The 18,719-nt window shown below is 75.1% G+C and carries 14 protein-coding genes; 10 read left to right on the forward strand and 4 right to left on the reverse strand.

Going from position 1 to position 18,719, the window contains the following annotated elements; all coding sequences use genetic code 11:
* Window position 1: 1 nt before the first annotated feature.
* Window positions 2-385, reverse strand: coding sequence for a cold-shock protein (locus ACN9MS_RS16320; RefSeq protein ID WP_047232420.1), 384 nt, complete (start codon window positions 383-385; stop codon window positions 2-4).
* A 122-nt stretch (window positions 386-507) separates the two neighbouring features.
* Entirely contained in the window at window positions 508-1,236 is a 729-nt protein-coding gene (locus ACN9MS_RS16325; RefSeq protein ID WP_426309505.1) for a TetR/AcrR family transcriptional regulator, read from the reverse strand.
* Window positions 1,237-1,356: 120 nt separating this feature from the next.
* On the opposite strand from ACN9MS_RS16325, the gene ACN9MS_RS16330 reads away from it, so the two are divergent.
* The 7 genes from ACN9MS_RS16330 (at window position 1,357) to ACN9MS_RS16360 (ending at window position 13,462) form a co-directional block, all read left to right on the forward strand.
* The gene (locus ACN9MS_RS16330; RefSeq protein WP_426309506.1) at window positions 1,357-2,295 is read left to right on the forward strand and encodes an NAD-dependent epimerase/dehydratase family protein; all 939 of its coding nucleotides are present in this window, start codon (window positions 1,357-1,359) and stop codon (window positions 2,293-2,295) included.
* Between the two features lie 211 nt (window positions 2,296-2,506).
* A complete protein-coding gene (locus ACN9MS_RS16335; RefSeq protein WP_426309507.1) occupies window positions 2,507-3,460 on the forward strand; it encodes a hypothetical protein in 954 nt (317 codons plus the stop codon).
* Between the two features lie 116 nt (window positions 3,461-3,576).
* The gene (locus tag ACN9MS_RS16340; protein ID WP_426309508.1) at window positions 3,577-6,084 is read left to right on the forward strand and encodes a helicase-associated domain-containing protein; all 2,508 of its coding nucleotides are present in this window, start codon (window positions 3,577-3,579) and stop codon (window positions 6,082-6,084) included.
* 84 nt (window positions 6,085-6,168) lie between these two features.
* Window positions 6,169-7,848, forward strand: coding sequence for a DNA repair helicase XPB (locus ACN9MS_RS16345; protein WP_426309509.1), 1,680 nt, complete (start codon window positions 6,169-6,171; stop codon window positions 7,846-7,848).
* Between the two features lie 311 nt (window positions 7,849-8,159).
* The gene (locus ACN9MS_RS16350) at window positions 8,160-10,358 is read left to right on the forward strand and encodes an adenylyl cyclase (RefSeq protein ID WP_426309510.1); all 2,199 of its coding nucleotides are present in this window, start codon (window positions 8,160-8,162) and stop codon (window positions 10,356-10,358) included.
* Between the two features lie 142 nt (window positions 10,359-10,500).
* Window positions 10,501-12,558: a TPM domain-containing protein gene (locus tag ACN9MS_RS16355; protein ID WP_426309511.1), complete on the forward strand. Its 2,058-nt coding sequence runs from the start codon at window positions 10,501-10,503 to the stop codon at window positions 12,556-12,558.
* Window positions 12,559-12,658: 100 nt separating this feature from the next.
* Window positions 12,659-13,462, forward strand: a complete 804-nt coding sequence (locus tag ACN9MS_RS16360; protein WP_426309512.1) for a PspA/IM30 family protein — start codon at window positions 12,659-12,661, stop codon at window positions 13,460-13,462.
* A gap of 8 nt (window positions 13,463-13,470) precedes the next feature.
* Here ACN9MS_RS16360 and ACN9MS_RS16365 read toward each other — a convergent pair whose 3' ends face one another.
* Window positions 13,471-14,238 (reverse strand): type 1 glutamine amidotransferase, encoded by a 768-nt coding sequence (locus tag ACN9MS_RS16365; protein WP_426309513.1) that lies wholly within the window; start codon window positions 14,236-14,238, stop codon window positions 13,471-13,473.
* A gap of 92 nt (window positions 14,239-14,330) precedes the next feature.
* On the opposite strand from ACN9MS_RS16365, the gene ACN9MS_RS16370 reads away from it, so the two are divergent.
* On the forward strand, window positions 14,331-14,930 hold the full coding sequence (locus ACN9MS_RS16370) for an NYN domain-containing protein (protein ID WP_205206933.1): 600 nt from the start codon (window positions 14,331-14,333) through the stop codon (window positions 14,928-14,930).
* Window positions 14,931-14,949: 19 nt separating this feature from the next.
* Here the strand turns inward: ACN9MS_RS16370 and ACN9MS_RS16375 are convergent, their stop codons facing one another.
* Window positions 14,950-16,179 (reverse strand): winged helix DNA-binding domain-containing protein, encoded by a 1,230-nt coding sequence (locus ACN9MS_RS16375; RefSeq protein WP_426309514.1) that lies wholly within the window; start codon window positions 16,177-16,179, stop codon window positions 14,950-14,952.
* Window positions 16,180-16,294: 115 nt separating this feature from the next.
* Between ACN9MS_RS16375 and ACN9MS_RS16380 the strand changes: the two genes are divergently transcribed.
* The gene (locus ACN9MS_RS16380; protein ID WP_378216568.1) at window positions 16,295-17,032 is read left to right on the forward strand and encodes a response regulator transcription factor; all 738 of its coding nucleotides are present in this window, start codon (window positions 16,295-16,297) and stop codon (window positions 17,030-17,032) included.
* Window positions 17,029-18,714 carry a sensor histidine kinase gene (locus ACN9MS_RS16385; RefSeq protein ID WP_426309515.1) on the forward strand — a complete coding sequence of 562 codons (1,686 nt, stop codon included), beginning with the start codon at window positions 17,029-17,031 and terminating at the stop codon, window positions 18,712-18,714. Before ACN9MS_RS16380 ends, ACN9MS_RS16385 begins: the two co-directional genes overlap by 4 nt.
* The last annotated feature ends 5 nt before the right edge of the window (window positions 18,715-18,719 follow it).

Below are 18,719 nucleotides of genomic sequence, written 5' to 3' on the forward strand. Positions count from 1 at the left end.
GTCAGCCCTCGATCTCGTCGGCGACCACGCGCAGGACCTTGGCGACCATCGTGGCCTTGCCCTTCTCCGGGTAGCGGCCCTTGCCGAGCCCGTCACGGATCCGGTCGAGCTCCTTGATGAGGTCCTCGACGATGACCGCCATCTCGTCTGCCGAGCGGCGCTTCGCCTTGACCACGGACGGGGCCGGGTCGAGGAGCTTGACCGCGAGCGCCTGCGGGCCGCGTCGCCCGTCCGCGACGCCGAAGTCGACGCGCGCGCCCGGCTTGGGCGCGGGCGCGTCCGCGGGCAGCGCGGAGGCGTGCAGGAAGACCTCGCCGCCGTCGTCGTTGGCGATGAAGCCGAACCCGCGTTCGGTGTCGAACCACTTGACCTTGCCGGTGGGCACGTGAACCTCGTTCGTGCTCGTAGGAACCAGAACCCCCAGGCTACCGGGCACGCGGCGGCAAAGCCGCATCCGTACCGCGCGTGCGCCGCGCACCCGGTCCGCGCGGCGCGGCGGCGGGCCGGTCAGCGCGTCGCGGACCGCGGGACCACGCCCGCGTCGGCCCCCACCCGCAGGGCGACAGCGTCGAACCAGTCGGCGTAGTCGGCCACCGTGCGGTGGAGATGGCCGAACAGCTCGAAGGACACGGTGCCGAACAGGGCGGTCCAGGCCATGAGCGTGCGCACGACGGCCTCCGCCGGGGCGTCGGGCGCGACGAGACCCCGTGCGCTCACGTACGCGACGGCGGGGGCGACGAGAGCGGCCGCGTCGCCCCCGTCCCGCGGGCCAGGGACGGGGCCCTCGCCGCTGTCCCAGGAGTCGGCGACGATCCCCACGAGGGCCCGCACGACGCGCGTCGCGGGCTCGACGGTGTCCTGCGGCGCCGCGTACCCCGGCACGGGCGTGCCGTAGAGCAGCGCGAAGTCACCGGGCCGCCGGACGCACCACGACCGCAGCGCCCGGCACGCGGCGAGCCACCGGCCGGTCAGGTCGTCGCGCGCGACGGCGGCCTCCGCGGCCTCGACGGCCGCGCCGAGCTCGTCGTAGCACTCGACGAGGAGCGCGGTGAGCAGCGCGTCGCGGCTCGGGAAGTAGCGGTAGACGGCCGACGACACCATGCCGACGTCGCGCGCGACGGCGCGCAGCGAGAGCGCGGCAGGGCCGTCGCCCACGAGGCGCGCGCGGGCGGCGTCGAGGATGTCGCGCGTCAGGGTCTCGCGCGCCAGGGCGCGCGCCGTCCGGGGTGCCGTCATCCCGCCAGCGTGGCAGACGAGAGCGCCGCCCACAAACGAGAGCATCGCTCTTGCGCTGGAGCCGCGCCCGTGCCATGCTCCTGGACGAAGCGAGAGCACTGCTCTCGGAGAGGAGACCTCATGTCCAGCGCACCCTCCCCCACCGACCGGCACGTCGTCGTCGGGGCCGGTCCCGTCGGCCGGCACGTCGCCGCCGAGCTCGCGGCCCGCGGGTCGCACGTCACCGTCGTCACCCGCAGCGGTCGGGACACCGGCGTCGCGGGCGTCACCCACCTCGCCCTCGACGCCTCGGACGCGGACGCCCTCACCCGCGCCGCCGAGGGCGCCGACGTGCTCTACAACTGCGCCAACCCCGGCGACTACACGCAGTGGGAGCGCGCCTGGCCGCCGCTCGCGGCCTCGCTGCTGACCACCGTCGAGCGGACGGGCGCCGTCTACGCGATCACCGGCAACCTCTACCCGTACGGTCCCGTCGACGGGCCGATGACCGAGGACCTGCCCGACGCCGCGACCGACCACAAGGGCGTCCTGCGCGCACGACTCTGGGCCGACGCGCTCGCCGCGCACCGCGCCGGGCGGGCACGCGTCGTCGAGGTCCGCAGCTCCGACTTCGTCGGGCCCGGGGTCGGGAGCAACGGGCACGTCTCGCGCGTCGTCCCGGCCGCCCTGCGCGGGCGGGCCGTGACGATGATCGGGCGCACCGACCTGCCGCACTCGTTCACCGACGTCCAGGACGCCGCACGCACGCTCGTCGCGGCCGCCGCCGACCCCGACGCGCACGGCCGCACGTGGCACACGCCCAGCAACCCGCCGCGCACGCAGCGCGAGGCGCTCACCGACGTCCTCGCGAGCGTCGGGCACCAGCCTGTCCGCGTCCGCTCCCTGCGCGGCGCAGGCCTCGCCGCCGCCGGCCTCTTCTCCCCGCTGCTGCGCGAGCTGCGCGACCTCGCCTACCAGTGGGAGCGCCCCTACGTCCTCGACGACACGGCGGCACGCGCCCGCTTCGGGATCGAGCCCACGCCCTGGGACGAGGTCTGCCGGCGTACGGCCCGCGGCTGAGCACCGGATCCGCCGAGGTCGGCGGTCGGAGTCGAGATCGGCGGTCGCACCTGCCGATGTCGACAGAACCTGCCGAACAGGTGCGCCGGGCCTGCATGGCACGGGGGCGCGTCAGGGGCGCCGTCCACAACCGCTGCACCGCGCGGGCGCCGTCCACAGCTCTGGTACCGCCCGGCCGGCGGCGGTCTCAGGAGCGGCACGATCTCTTCCCATGCCGAGTCGAGAGCCCCAGACCCCTGTGCACCTCGCGCACGAGCACCTCCCGGAAGAGGCCCGGCGCCGCCTCGCCGCCGGGGAGTGGGAACGCGTGCGGCGCGGCGCGTACCGCGACACGCCCCCGCCCGACGTCCCGCCCCTCGTGGCGGAGCGCACGCTCGCGGTCGCCCGAGCCCGTGCCGTCGCCCACGCCCTGCGCGCCGACCCCGTCGTGAGCCACGCGTCCGCAGCGCTCCTGCACGGCCTGCCCGTGTGGGAGCTCCCCACGACGACCCACGTGTTCCAGCCGTACCGCAGGTCGGGCTCCGCGGCGCGCGACGTGACGCGGCACGTCGGCGAGGTCGGTGCCGAGGACCGGGTGACGACCCTCGGAGTCACCGCGACCTCGCTCGCGCGCACCGCCGCCGACTGCCTGCGCACGATGCCCGCGCTCGACGGTCTCGTCGTGGCGGACGCGGCGCTCGCGCGGGGCGTCCGGCGGTCCGACGTCGCGGCCGTCCTCGACCGACTGCCGCGAGGGCGCGGTTCACGTCAGGGCCGGCACCTGCTCGAGCTCGCGGACCCGGGCGCGGAGTCGGCTCGCGAGACCTGGCTGCGGTACGTCCTCCTGCGGACCGGGTTGCCGCGCCCGGACACGCAGGTGCCGCTCCGGACCGAGGTCGGCCCGGTGCGGGTAGACCTCGGCTGGACGCGGTGGCGGCTGCTGCTGGAGTTCGACGGCCTCGTGAAGTACCGCACCGGTCCGTCCGGGCTGGCGCCCCGCGAGGACCCGGGCCGCGTGCTCGTCCAGGAGAAGCTGCGACAGGAGGCGATCGAGCGCACGGGGAACCGCCTGCTGCGCGTCACGTCCAGGGACCGGCCGTCGCACGTCGTGGCGCGGGTCCTGCGGCACGTCCCGCCCGACGTCGTCCGCGGCCTCCGCCCCGACCCGTTCCTCCCGCCTCTCTGAGCTCCGCGGTCCGGCACGACGTCGGCACGTTCCGTCGAGATCGACGGTCCCGACTGCCGATCTCGAGCGCGATCACCGATCTCGTGGGACCGGGCCCGGCGCGTAACATCGAACGGATGGCCACCTCCCGGCCCGAGCGGGCTCCGACGTACAGCGAGTCGCTGCGCCAGCGCGACGACGCAGCCCTGGTCGCGCTGCTCGGACGGCGGCCCGACCTCGCGACGCCGTCGCCCTCGACCCTGCTCTCGCTCGCCGCGCGCGCGATGAACCGGACGAGCCTGGAACGCGCGCTCGCGGGGTTGGACGAGCTGACGCTCCACGTCCTCGAGTCGGTGCTGGTCCTCGACTCCGTGGGGTCGGCCGCGACGGCGGCAGCGGTCGCCCGGGCGACGGGCGTCGACCGGCCCCGCGTCACCGCCGCGCTCGCCCTCCTCGACGAGCTCGCGCTCGTCTGGACCCCCGGCGCACGGTCGGCCGGGTTCCGCCCGGCGCCAGGTGTCGCGGAAGTCCTCGGCCCCCACCCCGCCGGCCTCGGCCCCTTCGCCGCCGGCGACGCGAGCGCGGCCGGGACGAGCGCGCCGCCCGGCGACCTGCCCGACGACGCCCCGCCGGGCGCTCGGGCGATCCTCGACGCGCTGACGTGGGGGCCGCCTGTCGGGGTCGCGCCCCGCGCGGACGCGCCGGCCCGGCGCGCGACGGGCTACCTCGTGGGGAACGGGTACCTGCGCGCGACGGACGAGCGGCACGTCGTGCTGCCACGCGAGGTGGGGCTCGCCCTGCGGGGCGGTCGTACGCACCGCGGCGTCCGGACCGCGCCGCCCGTCCCGGAGGTCCGAGAGCTCCCGGCGGCGACGGTCGACGCCGAGTCCGCGAGCGCCGGGCTCGAAGCCGTGCGCCTCGTCGCGCGGCTCGTGACGCACTGGACGGAGCACCCGCCCGGCGTGCTGCGGGCCGGCGGGCTCGGGGTGCGCGACCTGCGGCGGGCCGCCGTCGCGCTCGAGGTGGACGACCCGACGGCGGCCGCGGTCGTCGAGCTGGCCGCGGCGGCGGGGCTCGTGGCCGACGACGGCGACGACCCGCCCACGTTCGCCCCGACCCTCGCCGCGGAGGACTGGCTCGACGACGACCTGGGCGATCGCTGGGCGACGCTCGCCCGCGGCTGGTGGCGCTCGCGACGCACCCCCTGGCTCGTGGGCAGCCGCGACGAGAAGGGTGCCCTGCGTGCCGCGCTCGACCCGGAGCTGTGGCGCCCCTGGGTGCCCCGGCTGCGGCGGTCCGTCCTGGACGTCCTCGATCTCGCCCCCGGGCGCCCGCTCGCCGCGGCCGACGTCGTCGCGGTGCTGCGGTGGCGCACGCCGCGGGCGGTGCCACCGGAGCAGGCCGTCGCGGGGCTGCTGCGCGAGGCCGCGCTGCTGGGGGTCACCGGCGCGGGTGCGCTCGCTCCCCCGGGCCTTGCCCTCCTCGGGTCCGACGACGCGGCGTCGTCGCCCGGGACCGGCCCGACCGATCCCGGCGCCGCCTTCGAGGCGGTGCTCCCGGCCGAGGTCGACGACCTGCTGCTCCAGGGCGACCTCACGGGCATCGTGCCGGGTCGGCCGTCGCGGACGCTCGAGCGGCTCGTGGAGGTCGCGGCCGACGTCGAGTCCCGCGGCGCCGCGACGACCGTCCGCTTCACCCCGGACTCCGTCCTGCGCGCCCTCGACCGCGGCGCGACGGCCGACGAGCTGCTCGCCGAGCTCGCGGCGCACTCGCGCACGCCGGTGCCCCAGCCGCTCGAGTACCTGGTGCGCGACACGGCCCGCCGCCACGGCCGCGTGCGGGTGGGGACGGCGTCGTCGTACGTGCGTGCCGAGGACCCGGTCCTGCTCGCCGGGATCGCGGAGGACCCGGCCCTGCGCGGGCTGGGGCTGGTGCTCCTCGCGCCGACCGTGCTCGCGTCGGCCGCTCCCGCCGGTGAGCTCCAGGAGGCGTTGCGCGCCCGCGGCGTGCCGGCCGTCGTCGAGGGCCCGGACGGGCGTGTGCTCGTCGCGGACCGGGCCGGACGGCGTGGCGCGCCCGACGGCGTCGCACCGTCCCGACGCGGCCGGGTCGCCCCGTCAGGGCGGCGCGCGGGCGGGCGCGCGCGGACCGGGGTCGTCCCCGGTTCCGGGGCGCGCGTCGACGAGCCGGGCGGCGCCGCCGAGCGCACCCAGCGGTTCGCGGACCTCGTCGCACGCCTGCGCGCGGCGGACGCGCGCTCGGCCGAGCGCGCGGGTGACGGAGCGGGCGGGCGTCCCGGACGGACGGCCCACGCGGAGGGCGACGGGACGCGCCCGGGCGAGCGGACGCCGTCGGGCACGAACGGACGCCCCGACGGGTACGCCCCCGCGGAGGGAACAACCGACCCGGTGGCCGCGTTGGGTCTGCTGCGCGAGGCGATCGCGGACGGGGCGTCGGTCTGGCTCGAGGTGGTCGGGCCGACGGGCTCGCAGGACCGCCGCCGCGTGCGACCCCTGACGCTCGATGCCGGACGGCTGCGCGCGCAGGACCCGGCGCGCGACGCGGAGCTCACGGTCGCGGTGCACCGCATCGCGTCCGTGGCCCCCGACACCCCGCCGACGGAGAGTCCTGGTGCCGCGAGGTAGGACCGTGGTCGCGACCACGCCTCGACCTCGCGGCACCACGGTTCTCCCTCGCGAGACCACGGTTCTACCTCGGCAAGGAGACACATGACCGACGGACCCCTCATCGTCCAGAGCGACAAGTCGCTGCTGCTCGAGGTCGACCACCCGCGCGCCGACGACGCGCGCCGCGCGATCGCGCCGTTCGCCGAGCTTGAGCGCGCCCCCGAGCACGTCCACACGTACCGGCTGACGCCGCTCGGGCTGTGGAACGCGCGCGCGGCGGGCCACGACGCCGAGCAGGTCGTCAACACGCTCATCGAGTACTCGCGCTACCCGGTGCCCCACGCGCTGCTCGTCGACGTGGCGGAGACGATGTCGCGCTACGGGCGGCTCACGCTCGCACAGCACCCGACGCACGGCCTGGTGCTCGAGGCGACCGACCGCGCCGTGCTCGCCGAGGTCCTCAAGTCCAAGCGCACCGCCGGGCTGGTGGGCGACCGCATCGACGACACGACCGTCGTCGTCCACCCGTCCGAGCGCGGCCACCTCAAGCAGGTCCTCGTGAAGCTCGGCTGGCCCGCCGAGGACCTCGCGGGGTACGTCGACGGCGAGAAGCACGCCATCGCGCTCAGCCCGACGACGCCCCCGCGCGTCGAGGGCGAGGCGCCGAAGCCGTGGGAGATGCGCCCGTACCAGGCGCAGGCCGTGGACGGGTTCTGGCACGGCGGGAGCGGCGTCGTCGTGCTGCCGTGCGGCGCCGGCAAGACGATCGTCGGAGCGGGCGCCATGGCGAAGTCCGGGACGACCACCCTCATCCTCGTGACGAACACGGTCAGCGCCCGCCAGTGGCGCGACGAGCTCGTGCGGCGCACGACGCTCACCGAGGACGAGATCGGCGAGTACTCGGGCGCGCGCAAGGAGATCAAGCCCGTCACGATCGCGACCTACCAGGTGCTGACGACCAAGCGCAAGGGCGTGTACACGCACCTCGAGCTGCTCGACGCGCGCGACTGGGGCCTCGTGGTCTACGACGAGGTCCACCTGCTGCCCGCGCCGATCTTCCGCATGACGGCGGACCTCCAGGCGCGCCGGCGGCTCGGGCTCACCGCGACGCTCGTGCGCGAGGACGGCCGGGAGGACGAGGTGTTCTCGCTCATCGGGCCCAAGCGCTACGACGCCCCGTGGAAGGACATCGAGGCGCAGGGGTACATCGCGCCCGCCGACTGCGTCGAGGTGCGCCTCACCCTGCCCGAGTCCGACCGCATGACGTACGCCGTCGCGGAGCCGGAGGACAAGTACCGGCTCGCCGCGACCGCCGCGGGAAAGAACCGCGTCGTGGAGCAGATCGTCGCGCAGCACCCGGACGACCAGGTGCTCGTGATCGGCCAGTACCTCGACCAGCTCGAGGAGCTGAGCAACCACCTCGACGCGCCGCTCATCACGGGCGCGACGACGGTCCGCGAGCGCCAGCGCCTGTTCGACGCGTTCCGCTCGGGCGAGATCTCGCGGCTCGTCGTGTCGAAGGTCGCGAACTTCTCGATCGACCTGCCCGAGGCGTCGGTCGCGATCCAGGTGTCGGGGTCGTTCGGGTCGCGCCAGGAGGAGGCCCAGCGTCTCGGCCGCGTCATGCGCCCCAAGTCGGACGGTCGGACCGCGCACTTCTACGCCGTCGTCGCGCGCGACACCGTGGACCAGGACTTCGCGGCCCACCGCCAGCGGTTCCTGGCGGAGCAGGGGTACGCCTACCGCATCGTCGACGCCGAGGACCTGGGCGTCGTGCAGTGACGGGTGGGGGCCCCGCGACGCAGGAGCGCGGCACCCGCCCGGCACGGAACAAGGCCCAGTCCGACCGAGAGCACGAGGACCTGGGCGTCGTGCAGTGACGACCGCCCCCGTTGAGTGCGTGAAATGTGTCGTCTCGAACCGATTCGGGGCGACATATTTCATGCACTCACGGGTCATCCCACGATGTGAGAGCGCTCCCAGCAAGTTACTGACAAGACAGTCAGTCGTGCTCTAGGCTCCCCGCATCGGCGCGACGTCGCGCCGGCGTCGGTGCGTTGCGCCGGCCCCCTGTTCGAAGGAGAACACCCACCGTGACCCTCTCGACGACCATCCCCGGCGCGAGCAGAACGGCCCGTCGCGCCCGTGCCGCCGGCGCGGGCGTGGCGGCGCTCGCCGTGGCCGCGACGGGCGTGGCGCTCGGCGCGCCCGCGACGGCCGCCCCGGCCACCGACCCCGACCTCGGACCGAACGTCGTCTTCATCGACGACTCGTGGTCGGTGGACCAGATCAACACCTACCTCGCGTCGATCAACGACGAGGCGGAGTTCAGCCAGGACCGGCACGCCGTGTTCTTCGAGCCCGGCGTGTACGGCGACGCGTCCGGCGCGAACGACCCGGCGACGGCGACCGGCATCGTCAACGCCGAGGTCGGCTACTACACCGCGATCGCCGGCCTGGGCGCACAGCCGGACGACGTGCTCGTCAACGGCGCGCTGAGCGTGCAGCCGGTCGTGAGCTGCCCCAACAACCCGTGGAGCTGCCAGGACCCGGGCTCGCTGACGCGCTTCTGGCGCTCGCTGAGCAACGTCGCGATCAACCCCATCCAGCGCCCGGTCGACGAGGACGTGAACCGCCCGTTCCCGGCCGGGATCACGGACCCGCACCAGCTCCGGTTCGCGGTGTCGCAGGCCGCGCCGCTGCGCCGGGTCGACATCCAGGGCGACCTCACGGTGTTCGGCCGCTTCGGCGAGTACGCGAGCGGCGGCTACCTCGCCAACTCGCGCGTCTCCGGCCGTCTCGTGACCGGCTCGCAGCAGCAGTGGTACACGCGCAACTCCGAGGTCGGCACCTGGGACGGCGGCGTGTGGAACATGGTCTTCTCCGGCGTCGAGGGCGCCCCGGCCACGGACTTCGGCCCCCAGCCCGACGGCACCGCCGGCAACAAGACGACGCTCGACACGACCCCGCTGAGCCGGGAGGCGCCGTTCCTCTTCCGCGACGGCGAGGACCTCGCCGTGTTCGTGCCGGACGCGCGGACCGAGACGCGCGGCGTCGACTGGTCGACCGATGCGGACGCGGGCCAGAAGCTCTCCCTCGACAGCTTCTTCGTCGCCCACGAGGGCGACTCGGCGGCGGAGATCAACGCGGCCCTGTCGACCGGCAAGAACCTCCTCCTCACCCCCGGCGTCTACCACCTCGACGAGGCGATCCAGGTCGAGAACCCCGACACGGTCGTGCTCGGCCTCGGCTACGCGTCGCTCGCCCCGACGTCGGGCACCGCGGCGCTGGAGATCGGCGACGTCGCGGGCGTGAAGGTCGCGGGCATCACGGTCGACGCCGGACCGGTCGAGTCGGACGTCCTCGTGCGCGTCGGTCCGGCGGACGCGCACGTGGCGGACGCCGCCGACCCGACGACGCTCACCGACGTCTTCGTCCGCGTCGGCGGGCCGTGGGTCGGCAAGGCGACGACGAGCATCGAGGTCAACAGCGACCACGTCCTCATGGACCACATCTGGGCCTGGCGCGGGGACCACGGCGCCGGCATCGGGTGGGACCAGAACACGGGCGACCACGGCGTCGTCGTGAACGGCGACGACGTGACGGCCACGGGCCTGTTCGTCGAGCACTACCAGAAGAACCAGACGATCTGGAACGGCGAGCGCGGCCGCACGGTGTTCTACCAGAGCGAGATCCCCTACGACGTGCCGAGCCAGGCCGCGTTCATGGACGGCGACCGCAAGGGGTACGCGTCGTACCGGGTGGGCGACCACGTCCAGCAGCACGACGCCCTCGGGCTGGGCGTGTACTCGTTCTTCAACCAGGGCGTGGACGTGCGCGTCGCGAGCGGCATCCAGACGCCGGTCCGCGCGGGCGTGACGTTCCGGTCGATGACGAGCGTCTTCCTCAACGGGTCGGGCGGCATCGACCACGTCGTCAACGACACGGGTGCTCCCGCCGTCGGCTCGTTCGCCTCCCCGCAGGTCGTCGCGTACCCGACCGACCTCCCCGCGGAGGCGGACGTCACGGTCGAGGCCACGACGCGCTGCCTCGCGGGCAAGGCGTACGTCGCTGTCCGGGCGACCAACGGCGGCGAGGCGCCGCTCGCGGCGACCCTCTCGACGCCGTTCGGATCGCGCACCGTCGCGAGCGTCGCCCCGGGCGCGAACGCGTACCAGTCGTTCGCGGTGCGCGCCGCCTCGGTGGCGGCGGGCGACGCCGTCGTCAGCGCGGTCGCCGGAGGCGTCACGAGCGAGGTCAGCGCGCCCTACGCGGCGCTGACCTGCGGGTGACCGACCGCACCGGTCGAGCGTCACGAGGCCCGTCTCCCCGAGAGGGAGGCGGGCCTCCGCCGTCGTGCCCGCCGACGGCGGTACGCCCCACGGCGCCCCGGCCCCGATTGCGGGACCCCAGGGGCTGGGAAAGGATCGGCGCGTGAGCACGGCCCACCGTCCCTCGCTCCCCCGCGCCGCCGCGGACCGTGGCGCGCGCGCGTCGCTCGCCCTCGTCGCGGCGGCGCTCGTCGCCCTCGTGACCGGCCTCGCCCTGCTCCTCCCCGCCGCGACCGCCCACGCCGTGGCCCCGTTGGACGTCGCGGGCGAGATCACCGACCCCGACGGCGTGCTCGGCAACCAGACCGACGAGGTCCAGGACGCGCTCGACCGCCTCGCGCAGGACACCGACCTCCAGCTCTTCGTCGTGTACGTCGCGAGCTTCGACGGCATGGACGGCGTCGACTGGGCGAACGCCACCGCCAACACGTCCGGGCTCGGGGTCGACGACCTGCTCCTCGCCGTCGCGACCGAGGACCGGCGCTACGGGCTCTCCTACGACAACAACGTGTCCCTCACCGACGCCGAGCTGGACCGGATCTCCGCCGCGGTGGAGGACGAGCTGCGGGACGACGACTGGGCGGGCGCCGCGATCGCCGCGGCCGAGGTCGCGCGCGGCGCGAGCCAGGGCTCCGGCGGCGTCTCCTGGTTCTGGGTCCTGCTCGGGCTCGGCGTGCTCGTCCTCGTGGTCGTGCTGGTCGTGCGCAGCGTCGCGAGGCGACGCCGTGCCCACCCGGCCGGGGCGCCCGCGGGCGGGGACGAGCTGGGGAGCCTGCCGACGGACGAGCTCAACCGGCGCGCGAGCGCCGCCCTCGTCGCGATCGACGACGCCGTGAAGACGTCGGAGCAGGAGCTCGGCTTCGCGCAGGCCCAGTTCGGCCTCGAGGCGACGCAGCAGTTCTCCGCCGCGCTCGCCGAGGGCAAGCGGAAGGTCTCGGAGGCGTTCGCGCTCCGTCAGCAGCTCGACGACGACCGCCCCGAGACCGAGCCCCAGGCCCGGGACGCGATGGCCCGCATCGTCGCGCTGTGCGACGACGTCGCGGAGTCCCTCGACGCCCAGTCACGCACGTTCGACGAGCTGCGCGACCTCCAGGCGCGCGCCCCTCAGGTGCTCGACGAGACGGACCAGCGCGCGAGCGAGGTCCTCGCCCGCGTCGAGCCGGCGCGCGCGACCCTCGAGGGCCTCGCCCGCACGTACCCGCCGACGTCGCTCGCGTCCGTCGCGCAGAACCCCGACCAGGCGCAGGCACTCGTCGCGAACGCCCGGGAGTCCGTCACGCGGGGCCGCGAGGCGCTCGCCGGCAAGGACCGCGCGACGGCGGTCGCGCTCGCGCGCGCGGCGCAGAACGCCGTCGGGCAGGCGGTCACGCTGCTCGACGGCGTCGACCGGGCCGGCACGGATCTCGCCGAGTCGGGCCCGCGCCTCGACAGGGGGCTGGCCTCGATCACCTCCGACATCGCCGACGCAGGCCGGCTGGCTCCCGCGGACCCCGCCGTGGCCCCGGCCCTCGCGGAGGCGCAGGCGGCCGCGACGACGGCGAGCGCCGCGCGCGACGGAGGCGACCCGCTCGCGGCGCTGCGGCGCCTCACCGCGGCCGAGGCCGCGCTCGACGCCGCGCTCGCACCCTTCCGCGAGCGTGCCGAGCAGGCCGCGCGCGCGAACGCGCTCCTGCGCGACACGCTCGCTCGCGTCGACTCGCAGGTCCGCGCGACGAACGACTTCATCGAGACCCGACGCGGCGCCGTCGGTCCCGAGGCACGCACCCGGCTCTCGGAGGCGATCCGCCTGCTCGGCGAGGCCCGCGCCCTCCAGCCGACCGACCCCGTCGCCGCGCTCGACCGCGCGCAGCAGGCCGACGCGCAGGCGCAGTCCGCCGCGCAGCGCGCCCAGCAGGACGCATCGAGCTGGCAGTCGTCGCAGGGCGGCGGGACGTTCGGCGGTGGTGGCGGCGGTGGGAGCAACGTCGGGGGCATGGTGCTCGGCGGCATCCTGCTCGACTCGATCCTGCGCGGCGGCGGGGGCGGCGGCCGGTCCGGCGGGTTCGGCGGCGGGAGCTTCGGGGGCGGGTCCGGGGGCGGCGGCTTCGGCGGCGGCCGGTCGGGCGGGCGCTCCGGCGGCCGCTCGTCGGGCGGGCGCTCGGGCCGCGGCGGACGCTTCTGACGGGGACCGCGAGCACCCACGACCTGAGCGACGAGACGGACGAACGAGACCGGCACGCAGCACCGACCAGCACGAGACGGCTCACCAGAGAGGGACGACCATGGCGGAGAAGCAGAGCATCTTCGGACGGATCGCGCAGCTCGCCCGCGCGAACATCAACGCGCTCCTGGACAACGCGGAGGACCCGCAGAAGATGCTGGACCAGCTCGTGCGCGACTACACGAACAACATCGCCGACGCCGAGCAGGCCGTCGCGCAGACCATCGGCAACCTCCGCCTCGCGGAGCAGGACTACAACGAGGACGTCGCCGCCGTGCAGGAGTGGGGCCAGAAGGCCGTCGCCGCCTCCGCGCAGGCCGACCGCTACCGGCAGCAGGGCGACACCGCCAACGCCGACAAGTTCGACAACCTCGCCAAGCTCGCGCTCGGCAAGCAGATCTCCGCCGAGGGCGAGGTCCGTCAGGCCGAGCCGCTCATCGCCTCGCAGCGCGAGTCGGTCGAGAAGCTCAAGTCCGGGCTCGCGATGATGAAGGACAAGCTCGGCGAGCTGAGGTCCAAGCGCGACTCGCTCGTCGCCCGGCAGAAGAGCGCCCAGGCCCAGCAGACCGTCCAGGGCGCGATCAGCTCGATCAACGTGCTCGACCCCACCAGCGAGATCTCGCGCTACGAGGAGATCGTCCGCCGCGAGGAGGCCCAGGCGATCGGTCAGGCCGAGGTCGCGGCGTCGAGCATCGACTCCCAGTTCGCCGAGCTCGAGACGTCCGGCGAGGCGGTCGAGATCGAGGCCCGGCTCGCCGCCCTCAAGCAGGGCTCGTCCCCCGCCCCGCAGGTGTCGCCCACCCAGGTCACGCCCGCGATCGAGTCGGGCACCACCACCCAGGACGCCCCGACCTCCGACTGGTGAGCCTCGGGTCAGGCCGGGACGCTCTGACCGACGCTCGCGCGGACCTCGGCGACGAAGGCCTCGGCGAGACGACGGCCGCCGTCGAGGATCTCCGGCGCGTGCTCGTCAAAACCGGCCAGGGCGGCGGCGGTGTCGACGTCGTCGAACGCGTCGCACCACGCCTCGAAGCCCGCACGCGTCGCCTCGGGGTGGAACAGCACGCCGAGCGCCGAGCCGAGGCGGAACGCCTGGTAGGGGTACATGTTGGACGACCCGAGCCAGACGGCGCCGGAGGGAAGGTCGACGACGGCGTCGGCGTGCATGCTCGTCACGTACCGCACCGGCGCGTCGCCCGCGGCGGGCACCGAGAGCACGGAGAGCACGGGGTCGGCCTCGGCGACGGCGCGCCAGAAGACGCGGGTCGCGCCGGCCTCGCGCCCCGGAGGCGCGGCGACCTGGACCTGCCCACCGCCGGCGACGGCGAGGAGCTGGGCCCCGAGGCAGATGCCGAGCGTCGGGACGCCGGTCGTCGCGGCGGCGAGCAGGGTCTCGCGCAGCGCGGGCAGCCAGGGGGCGCGCTCGTCGTCGTGCGCGGACATGTGTCCGCCCAGCACGACGAGGCCGTCCCCGACCTCGTCCGCCGGGGGGATCGTGTCGCCGTCGTACGGGCGCACGACCCGCAGGTCGGCGGCGAGCTGGTCGGCGTAGGCGTCGAGCGTGACGTCCGGAGAGTTCTGGACGACCGTGAGCCGGACGGTTCCGGTTGCGGCCGTGGCGTCGGTGTCGTACGTGGTCACGAGGTCCGACGGTACCCACTCCGGGGTACCCCGACGCAAACACCCACGTCGTGGACATGGCAGGGGACCGTCGCGCGGATAGGCTGACCAGCATGTCCGACCTCCAGACCTCCGACGGCCGAGCGCTGACGACGCCGCGCCGCACCTACCTCGTCGTCGACGGCGAGAACATCGACGCAACGCTCGGCATGAACGTCCTCGGGCACCGTCCCGCACCGGAGGAGCGGCCACGGTGGGACCGCATCGTGGAGTTCGCGCGCCAGGCCTGGGGCCAGGACGTCACGCCGCTGTTCTTCCTCAACGCGTCGTCGGGCCAGATGCCGATGTCGTTCGTGCAGGCGCTCCTCGCGATGGGCTACCGGCCGATCCCGCTCGCCGGCTCGGGCAGCGAGAAGGTCGTGGACATCGGTATCCAGCGGATGCTCGACGCGATCGTCGACCAGCCGGGCGACGTGCTGCTCGCGAGCCACGACGGGGACTTCCTGCCGCAGGTCGAGACGCTGCTCGACGACCCGGACCGCCGGGTGGGCGTCCTCGCGTTCCGCGAGTTCGTCAACGTGCGGCTCACGGAGCTCACCGGGCGCGGGCTCGAGGTGTTCGACCTCGAGGACCACGCGGGGGCGTTCACGACCGTCCTGCCGCGCGTGCGCATCATCCCGCTCGAGGAGTTCGACCCGCTGCGCTACCTCTGACCGAGCCAGGGCCTCGCTGTCAGGCGTGGAGCTCGCGGTACAGCGGCGTGGGGAACGAGGCCGTCACGCCGTCGCCGCCCAGGAGCGCCGCGATGCGCTCGGCCTCCGCGGCGACGGCGCGCTCGGCGTCCGACCCCACGCCCTCGAGCAGGCGGAACGCCGGCTCCCCGCCCGGGCGGACGGCCCACGCGCCGACGATCCGGCCCTCCCACCAGACGGTCGCGCCGGCGTTGCCGATCGTGTCGAAGATCGCGGCCTTGTGCGGGCCGAGGTACCAGTCGCGCGCGGCCCAGCCCATCGTCGTCGGGTCGAGCGACGGCAGGAGCGCGACGTGCCCTGCGAGCGAGACCTCGTCGGGTCCGGGCACGTCGGTCCCGCGCAGCATCACGCCGGCCTGCGGGGACGGGTCGTCCTGCGTGCCGGTCTCGACCTCGACCTCGACGACGTCGAGCGCCGCGAGCGCGGCGCGCGTGTCCCGCTGGTTCCAGCCGGTCCACCACGTCAGGTCCTTGACCGTCGCCGGCCCGAACACCTCGAGCCAGGAGCGGGCCAGCGCCGTGCGCGCGGCCGCCTCCTCCATCGCGGGGATGCCGCCGGGGAACCAGTCCTCGACGGGCGACCAGACGTGCCGGTTGGACGACCACGACCCGCGCGGCTCGCCGCGCACGACCGCGCCCTCCGCGGAGAGCAGCGACATGAGCTGGGACGTCATCGTGCGGCGCACGTCCCACGTCTTGTCGGTGGTGGGCAGGAACGCGGTGCGCAGGAGCGGGGCGGCCTTGGACAGGCTCGCGCCGTCCATCGGCCCGTGCTCCGCGAGCGCGCCGTGCACCTGGGCCTCGACGGCGGCGAGGAAGGTCGCCGCGTCGTCGACCGGCGGGTCCGTGGGCAGCGTCGCGAGCTCCTTGAGCAGGCGGGCGCGCAGCCGCCGGGCCACCGCGAGCGCGGCGGCCGCGTGCACGACGGGCACGGTCTCGCGCCGCACCACGAACATCGTGCGCCGCATGGCGAGCACCTTGACCAGGGTGCGCCGCCGGAACACGGCGTCCCGGACGTCGTCGAGCACGAGGCCGGGGACCCGCGCGAGGACGGAGAGGTAGACGCTCGGGGCGTCGGTGGCGTGCAGGGCGAGCAGCCGGTCGACGACGTCCTCGGGGGTGCGGGCCGCCGGGCGTCCGGGCAGGTCCGTCGCGAGCGCGAGCTGTTGCGCGACGAGCCGCCGTCGCCTCTGGTCCACCGTGATCCGCACGCCCGCCATCCTGCCCGACGCCGCCCACGCGCACCGCGCGGGAGCCACCTCAGGAACGGGTCGCGGTGGAGCCCGTTCCCAGGCGACTCCCAGACCGCGGGAGGACACTGGAGGCATGAGCACCACCCCTGAGGCACGCCTCGTCGTCGTCGACGACGAGCCGAACATCCGCGAGCTGCTGGCCACGTCCCTGCGCTTCGCCGGGTTCGAGGTCCACGCCGCCGCGGACGGGCAGAGCGCCCTGCGGCTCGTACGCGACGTCGAGCCCGACCTCGTCGTGCTCGACGTGATGCTCCCGGACATGGACGGGTTCACCGTCACGCGCCGCCTGCGGGAGAAGGGGCAGCACACGCCCGTCGTCTTCCTCACGGCGAAGGACGACACGCGCGACAAGATCACCGGCCTCACCGTCGGCGGCGACGACTACGTGACGAAGCCGTTCAGCCTGGAGGAGGTCGTGGCGCGCATCCGCGCGGTGCTGCGCCGCACGCACGCCGAGCCCGTCGAGGACGCGGTGCTGCGCTTCGCCGACCTCGAGATGGACGAGGACTCGCACGAGGTCCGCCGCGCGGGCATCGACGTCGACCTCTCCCCCACGGAGTTCAAGCTCCTGCGGTACCTCATGCTCAACGCGGGCCGCGTGCTGTCGAAGGCGCAGATCCTCGACCACGTGTGGCAGTACGACTGGGGCGGCGACGCGAACATCGTCGAGTCCTACATCTCCTACCTGCGGCGCAAGATCGACAACCTCACGGTGCCCGGTCCCGACGGCGAGCCCGTCGCGCTCCCGCCGCTGATCCACACCAAGCGCGGCGTGGGCTACCTGCTGCGCCAGCCGCCGACGACCTCATGACGTCCGGCCCCGACCGCACGACGACGGGTTCCCGGCCGGTCCCACCGCCCCCTCCCCCGCCCCCCGGCTCGGGCACGACGCCCGCCGACCCCGGGCCGTCGGGCACGGGCGACGCCCCCGGGGCGGGAGCCCCTGCCTCGACGGGCGACGGCGGCCCGACGGCGGAACGCCCCTTCGGCCGTCCCGTCCCCACCGAGGGGTGGGGCTGGTTCGCGCGCGTGCCGCTGCGCGCCCGGCTCGTCGCCATCACGGTGCTCCTGCTCGCCGCGGGGCTCGGGCTGGCGTCGGTCGTCACGACGACGGTCGTGTCGAGCCACCTGGTCCGCCAGGTCGACCAGCAGCTCGAGCGGTCCGCGGGGTGGGTCGCACGCGCCACGCTCAACGACCGCACCGGCGCGGGCTCACAGCTTCCGAGCGACTACTACGTCCTCGTCCGGCCGAACGACGGGACCGAGATCCCCTTGCGGTGGCCGGCCACCGCGAACCTCTACGGGGTCCCCGCGATCCCCGCCATGTCGGACCCCGAGGTGGAGGCGAGCCTCGGCGAGCCCTTCACCGTGAGCTCGGAGGGCGGCACCGACCCGGCCCAGTGGCGCGTGGTCCCGTTCTTCTACGGCTCCGAGCTGACGAGCCAGCGGGACGGCACGGCGTTCGTCGCCCTCCCGCTCACCGGAATCCACGAGACGGTCAAGGTGCTGGGCCGCGCGCTCGCGCTCTCGGCGCTGGGGATCGCCCTCGTCGGCGGCGCCGTCGCCTACCTCGCCGTGCACCGCGCGCTGCGCCCGCTGCGCGAGATCGAGGAGACGGCGGCGGACATCGCGGCGGGCGACCTGTCGCGGCGCGTGCGCCCCGCCCCGCCGACGACCGAGGTGGGTTCCCTGGCCGCGTCGCTCAACGCGATGCTCTCGCAGATCGAGGAGGCGTTCGCGGTCCAGGAGGCGTCGGAGGAGCGGATGCGGCGGTTCGTGTCCGACGCGAGCCACGAGCTGCGCACGCCGCTCGCGACGATCCGCGGCTACGGCGAGCTGTACCGGATGGGGGCGCTCGACACGCCCGACAAGGTCGACGACACGATGGGACGCATCGAGGACTCGGCGACCCGGATGGGGACGCTCGTCAACGACCTGCTCGCGCTCGCCCGCCTCGACGAGGGCCGGCCGCTGCGGCACGAGCCCGTGGACCTCGTCTCGCTCGCGCGCGACTCCGCGCAGGACCTGCACGCGCTCGACCCCACGCGCGACGTCCGGCTGGTAGGTCTGTCCCCCGGCGCGGAGGCGCCGGCGGCGCTGCGCGTCGTCGGCGACGAGGACCGGCTGCGGCAGGTGCTCGCGAACCTCGTCGGGAACGTCGCGCGCCACACGCCCGCGGGGACGCCGGTCGAGATCGCGCTGGGCGCCGTCCGCCCCGCGACGCCGCCCGACGACGCGCGGGACGGCTCCCCCGGCACGGTCGCCGTGCTCGAGGTGCGCGACCACGGCCCGGGCGTCCCCAGCGAGCAGCGCGGCCGGGTGTTCGAGCGGTTCTACCGCGCGGACTCCTCGCGCAACCGCGCGTCGGGCGGCTCGGGCCTGGGCCTGGCGATCGTCGCCGCGATCGCGGGGGCGCACCGGGGTCGGGTGTCGGTGCACGAGACGACGGGCGGGGGGCTCACCGTCCGCGTGGACCTCCCGCTCGCCTCCTGACGGGC

Source organism: Cellulosimicrobium sp. E-16 (genome assembly GCF_049913115.1).
Lineage (GTDB): Bacteria > Actinomycetota > Actinomycetes > Actinomycetales > Cellulomonadaceae > Cellulosimicrobium.